Consider the following 6079-nt stretch of genomic DNA (forward strand, 5'->3'; position numbering starts at 1 on the left):
CGGCGAACGACGCCGCCGTCAACGACGGGTACTCACCGGCGTGCTCGGTCGCCAACCGCACAGCGCGGGCTCTCAGCTCTGGATCAATCTTCTTGGGCATGGTGCTCATCCTCCTGGACTCAAACAGAAGCGGCATCAAACCTGGGGCGCTTCAGTTGGAGCGGGCGCGGTGGCGTCCGCGCCGGCGGGCGTGCCGCGGGAATATGGGCGTCGTCGAGGTCACAGCGGTGGGTGCGCCTCGACGTCGTCAAGACGCGGAACCTAGTCCTGCTAGAGCGGCGGAAGGACCAGGACCAGGACCAGGACCAGGACCAGGACCAGGACCAGGACCAGGACCAGGACCAGGACCAGTCAATCCTCGGCGACTCGCAGGCTCAAGCCCACCGGAACTGAGCGTCTGACTCGCGCCACGCTGATCGCCGCGAGCGCGAGGAGCACGATCCACGCCCACCGCGTGTCAGCGTCGACGAGACCGTTCGCGTCCGTGTGCCCGGTGAACGGCAGCATCCTCGAGTACGTCGGGGTCGCCGCCTGCCAGAACACCACCAGATACACGACCCCAACCCACAAGACAGCACCGAGGAGCCGGCCGAAGATTCCGACGAGCACCACGACCAGCAGAGCCGCGACAGCGATGTTGCTTGCGTAGGGAAGAAGGTCCCACGCCGAGGTATACATGGACGTCTGCCCCAACGACAGCGCAAGGGCGAACGTGGCGAGCGGAACGAGAACCGTCAGCATCATGTTCACCATGGCGAGCGTGCGGGTGCGCGGAGCGCCATACCGGTCCCAATCAGGAAAGCGGGGGACCAGGCCAATGCCCAGCACGACCGCAACCAGCATGGGGCCATACTCGAAGGGGCCTAGCGCGCGCGGAACACCCGCACCGCTTCCTATGTAGAGCTCGGCGCCAGGCAGCCAGGTAACGAGAGCGAGGGTGACAGCCACACAAACGGCCGCTGGCGTCAGAACACGTGACCGCCACGGCAACGCCCAGCCTCGACGCCGGCGCTCGTTCATCGTGCTCCCGCAGGACCGTCGCCGTCGTAAGAACAAGACCGCAATGCTGACGCGTTGTCCGCGTACCAAGCCAGCACCACGTCGCGGTCCACGCCCGTGAGGGGGTTGTACTCGGGCGGGTCGGCGTACCTGCTCTCTGGAACCAGCCAGCTCGCGAAGAAGAACGCCCAGGAGGCGCCGGGGTCCCCGCCGGAGCAGGCACTGAGTCCGGCCATGTTGACGGCGACATCGAACTCGATGTCGCCGAGCCCGCCAGACCCGAACGAGATCTGGAGGACCGAATCGGCGTCCGCCCCGCTCGCGACCATCGCGGTGAGCGCCTCGGAACTTGCGGCCTGGCGTAGGTCACGGGGCAGGTGGGGACCCATTCGCCCGAGCACGCCATCAAGACGTGCCGAAACTTCGGCGAGCACCGGCCGCTCCTCTTCTGTGACACACATGTCAACGAACTCGGTGGTGGTACACGCGAGCGGGGGAGGCGAGCCGTCGACAAACGGCGGTGAAGCCACGGCCGGAAGGAGCACGCCCCCAGCGAACGTCGCGACAAGGCCGCCCGCGCCGATTCCTGCCAGCCGTCTCGACCCGCGGGCCACCGCGGTGAACCACCCGACGGTGGCTAGGAGGAATACGGCGATCACGCTCAGCCACCAGAGCGCCACCAGCAGCACGACCGCAGCGTCCAGGTCGCGGTGATTAGACGCGGTGAGGGCAGGGAAGAGGAAATACTCAAGGTTCGTTCGCCGTTCTGGCAGCACAACCGCGTACTGCAAGGGCAGTACGAGTACCCACAACAGTGACCAGGCGAGCGAGAGCAGGGCGGCATACCACCTCGACACCAGCGCGCCGATCATGAAGCCGGAGACTATGAAGAACTCCAGCCGCAGGACCGCGACCACGATCTCGACCGGATGGAACGTTCCTCCGGTGGAGCGAACCCACCACAGAGCGACGCCTGCGGATGCGCTCATGGCGAAAGCGAGGCCCCAGCTCGCCATAAGAACGGTCACGATCCGAAGCCCGAGCGTCCCCGATGACCGGGGCAAGGTCGGATGTGCGAGCGGAGAATGGCGATTGCTGTACCGCTCCGCCACCCAGGATGCCGCAAGCGCGGCGAACGGACCGACGATGAGCAGAGCTTCCGCAGGCAGTCCGGACGCGCGCGCAGCTGCGATGTAAGTCCACCCGGCTGGTTGAGCCATGACGACTCCGGTCAGTACGACCACGAGCGCGGCGGGTCCGCTCACAACCCACCATGGCAGAGGCCAGGTGAGCCTCGTCAGGTCAGTTCGCACGGGAGCGGACCGAATCGAGGAGCGCCGCGTACGCTCGTTCCATCGGGCTAGCCGCCCGGCGGTCAGTGGCCGAGGTTGCATACCGCTCAAGGTCACTCACCCCGCCCTGAAATACCAAGCGCCCCTGATCCAGCACTAGCACCGTGTCGCAGAGCGCTACGACGTCCTCGATCAGATGCGTCGTGAGCACGACGGTGTCGGTTTCAGCGATGGATCTCAGAGTCTCACGCAGGGAGAGGCGGATCTCCGGGTCCAGGCCCGCGGTTGGCTCGTCAAGAAGGATTAGGTCTGGCTGGTGTGCCAGCGCGGCTGCTAGCCCGACCCTTTGCCGCTGCCCGCCGGATAAGGCCCGCACTCGCCGGTCAGACAAGTCGGCGATCTCGACTTGCGCCAGTGCGGCTTGTGCAGCGCCGTAGCACGCGCGTTGAGGCAGCCCATGCGTCCAGGCTGCGTACGCGACCGTGTCGAGCACGCGCATTGATCCCACGAGCGGATACCGCTGCGGCAAGAACCCTAAGCGGCGTCGGACCGCTTCCCTCCCTGCAGCATCAGAGAGATCGCTCCCGAGTATGTGCACCTCCCCCGAGCTGGCCGCGCGCCTCGTGGAGAGCACGGACAGGAGGGTGGACTTCCCAGCGCCGTTCGGCCCGAGAATGCCCGTCACGCCGGCCGGGAGTCGGAACGTCACACCCTCGAGTACGGCGCGCTTGCGGTACCCACAGGACATCTCCGTCACGCGTGCGATCGCGTCAGTCACTCATCCTCCGCATAGTCATCTGTGTGCTCGACTAGAGCAGGCAGCTGCTGGTGGAACTCGTGAAGGTACGCAGCGCAGAGGACTTGTTGACCGAGCCCTCGATGCGGGTGAAGAGGTTGCGGTTCCTGGGGATGCCCCAGTCGCACTCGCCCATGTTCAAGGCCGCGCCGCTGAACGGACCGCTCGACCGGGCCATCTCGGTTGTTCCGAGCGGCTTGGCCCACTTGAGCAAGACCACGACGTAGCCGCAGTTCTGGTGGTATGCACGGAAGTAGATATCGCCGCCCGACGCGTACGGGGGTCGCGGATCCACCGTGCACGTCGCCATCGGAGAGACGGCGGACTCGACAGCGCCGCTGGTAGCGACCGCCGGTCCGCCCATCAGTCCAGTGGCGACGAGTCCCGCGATGAGTGTGGAGACCGCACGGTTCTTCCATGTCTGGTTACGCATTGGTAGTGCCCTTTCGTCGTCATTGATGGACATGCTTGCTTGAGTTCTTGCTGCGTTCACGAACCCCGCCGCAACCTAGGCCCCCCTCGCCTCGCCGCACCGCGACCTCTATGACTGGCGCGCGAGAGTAAGCGAGCGCGCCTCAGGGTCGTCCATGGCGATCTCCGTCCATGCGATGAAAGGACCGCCACAGTTCGTGTTGCCGAGACCGTTCTCAGAAGGCAGGAGAGCGATCTGCCCGTCTGCAGGATCGAACAGGTAGGTCACCGTGGGTGACCCTTCCTCGGGAGCCACTGACCACGCGACTCGCTCGCCACAGACCGCGAGGGAGTGGGGCACGACCTGGACATCTGACGGCTGTGTAAGTCGGACGACATCGGAGCCGTCGATGCTGGAGACGTAGATGTGCCCGTCGTTCATCGCCCACGCGTACACCTCCCCACCACCAGCAGCGATCCGCGCGACCGCCCAGAGATCACTGGTGCCACCCGGGAACTTCACGAGCTCGCGCGTCTGCCCGCCGGGCTCGATGAAGGCGATGCTCGCGGCCGCGTTAGGGTCCTGGATCTCCCAGCCTTCCTCGGCGCCCGCCACGGTCTGGTCGATCATCCGTAGCGCCACCCAGCCGCCCTCGACGCCCGCAGGCATGGCAACGAGGTCAGCCTCGTCGCGCAGGTCGCCACCGGCCGCCGGTATCGACACCAGCTTGGTGCGCAGCGTGCCGTCCTCGCGGACGTAGGTGGTATGCCATCCGACGCGGTCTGCAACTGGCGCGAGCACCGCGTCGCCGACCGCGAGGGGCAGCTGGCCCTCAGGGTGAACCTGCTCCGAGCGGGCCAGTAGCTCGACCTCGCCGCCGTTGAGATCCCGGCGGAAGATCCGCCAGTCCGAGACGAACAGGTCGATACTGGCTGTCTCCAACCAGGTGATGCTGTCACCGACGAACGCGCCGTTGAGAACCTGGCGATGCTCGTCCTCGGGGATGAGTCCGTCGGTGTCACCCACCGGTTCCAGACCCTTCTCGGTCCACAGGTTCACCGGGGAGGTGGCGTTCAGCACCCAGGTGTCGGGGTCAAACGCCGCCGGGTCCATTGAGTCGACCAGGGCTATACCGTCGGGGGAGACAGCTCGCACCGACAGGGCAGGGCCGGTGACCATGCGGTAGTCCTCTGCGAGTTCGATCTCGACTCGAGCGGCGTCTGCCTGCGATGCGGGCGGCACCTCGATGTCGGTGAACTCCACGGCGGTACCGTCCGGCCGGGTCATCTGGGCGTCCGGTTCCGTGGGTGCAGGCGCGGTCGTTGCGCTGCCGCTCGGCGCACTGGTGGTGGGCGTACTCGCGGCGCCGCCCCGGGATGTGTCGGCCTCGCAGGCGGAGCTGAGGGCAACGACTGCGAGCAGTCCCCACAGCACGGGGCGGCGCCGCAGCCGCATCAGTACACGATCCCGTTGTCGACGAACTTGTGGAACGAGCTGGCCGACTGGGTGAAGAACTTCGAGGGGGTCAACCCGGGCCAGACGTTGGTGGCGGGGTCGGCGAACAGCAGCGTGTTGCCGCCGCCGTCGAAGCCGCGACCAACGATCCAGTGACCGATCAACCGATCGGTCGGGTGTTGGTTGTAACGCTCGCCCACGTGCTCCACGGTGCCCACAGCGAGCGGGTAGGAGGCGTTGACCGAGTTGACGAACGCGCCCTTGAGCGTGGAGAGGCTGGGGGCCCCGACCGCCTTGTACCGCGAGATCCCGAGCACGTTGTTGAGCGTGGGGGCCATCCTGTTCGACGCCCACGGCGTTGCTCCGCGGCTGTCGGTCTGCAGGTAGCTCGAGCCGGCGAGCGTCGCTTGGGAGTGAGTCTTCCCCTTGAAACGCACGATCATCGACGCTGTGGCCGGGCCGCAGTAATACTTGGTGGACTGTACCTGGTGGGTCACGGTCAGCAGTCGCAGGGTCGGCGTGGACATCGGCTGGGCGGCGGCGGTGACGGTTCCGCTCTTCGACAGATGCGTCCGTGCGCGGGAGACCGCAGTCGCTGCGGTGTCGACCGCGCGGGGGTTGAGCTGCCGGATCTCGCCGAGCTCCTCAGTGATGGCGGCGAGCTCGGCGGCCGATGTCCCCGGGATGGTCGCGGCGGTCGCGAGCGCTTCAGCGACCTTGGCGGCCGACTCGGCGTCCAGCGGGATCTGGTCCTCCGGCGCGGTGACGTCGGCCGGCGGCAGGACGTCGGGCGCGAGCAGATCGAGTTCGGTCGCCTGCGCGGTGGTCGGCGCCAGAACACCGGCCAGTGCCAGCGCTACTGCTGCGGCAGTGAAACGAGTTCTTCGCATTACTTTCCCCTCCATGGGTGTCTGAGAAGTGGATCGCTGACGCGACTGAGTGGGGAAAGCCCGGGCGATTGTTCTGGCGCGGCCCCGCGCTGCGGCGTCGATCGGAACCTAGCCCGGATCTTTCATGAGGCGGCCGTGGTCGGTGGGAGCTGCGTGAAGCGCCGGCCTGAGGTCGATTCTGTCAGTTGGGTGTGACAGTGGCCCGGGTCTCGCCTCGGGTGGGCGCCGGTTCCGG

At 66.8% G+C, this 6079-nt stretch carries 6 protein-coding genes; all 6 read right to left on the reverse strand.

The window, feature by feature from the left end; genetic code table 11:
- Window positions 1-351 precede the first annotated feature (351 nt).
- Entirely contained in the window at window positions 352-843 is a 492-nt protein-coding gene (locus tag M3148_RS16780; RefSeq protein ID WP_251305878.1) for a hypothetical protein, read from the reverse strand.
- Window positions 844-1016: 173 nt separating this feature from the next.
- Window positions 1017-1988, reverse strand: coding sequence for a hypothetical protein (locus tag M3148_RS16785; RefSeq protein WP_251305879.1), 972 nt, complete (start codon window positions 1986-1988; stop codon window positions 1017-1019).
- A gap of 313 nt (window positions 1989-2301) precedes the next feature.
- On the reverse strand, window positions 2302-3069 hold the full coding sequence (locus M3148_RS16790; RefSeq protein WP_251305880.1) for an ABC transporter ATP-binding protein: 768 nt from the start codon (window positions 3067-3069) through the stop codon (window positions 2302-2304).
- Between the two features lie 31 nt (window positions 3070-3100).
- Window positions 3101-3553 (reverse strand): hypothetical protein, encoded by a 453-nt coding sequence (locus M3148_RS16795; protein WP_251305881.1) that lies wholly within the window; start codon window positions 3551-3553, stop codon window positions 3101-3103.
- Window positions 3554-3628: 75 nt separating this feature from the next.
- The gene (locus M3148_RS16800; RefSeq protein ID WP_251305882.1) at window positions 3629-4762 is read right to left on the reverse strand and encodes a hypothetical protein; all 1134 of its coding nucleotides are present in this window, start codon (window positions 4760-4762) and stop codon (window positions 3629-3631) included.
- A gap of 191 nt (window positions 4763-4953) precedes the next feature.
- Window positions 4954-5844, reverse strand: coding sequence for a C39 family peptidase (locus M3148_RS16805; protein ID WP_251305883.1), 891 nt, complete (start codon window positions 5842-5844; stop codon window positions 4954-4956).
- Window positions 5845-6079: the final 235 nt, after the last annotated feature.

It is taken from the genome of Georgenia satyanarayanai (genome assembly GCF_023715365.1).
Taxonomy (GTDB): Bacteria; Actinomycetota; Actinomycetes; order Actinomycetales; family Actinomycetaceae; genus Oceanitalea; species Oceanitalea satyanarayanai_B.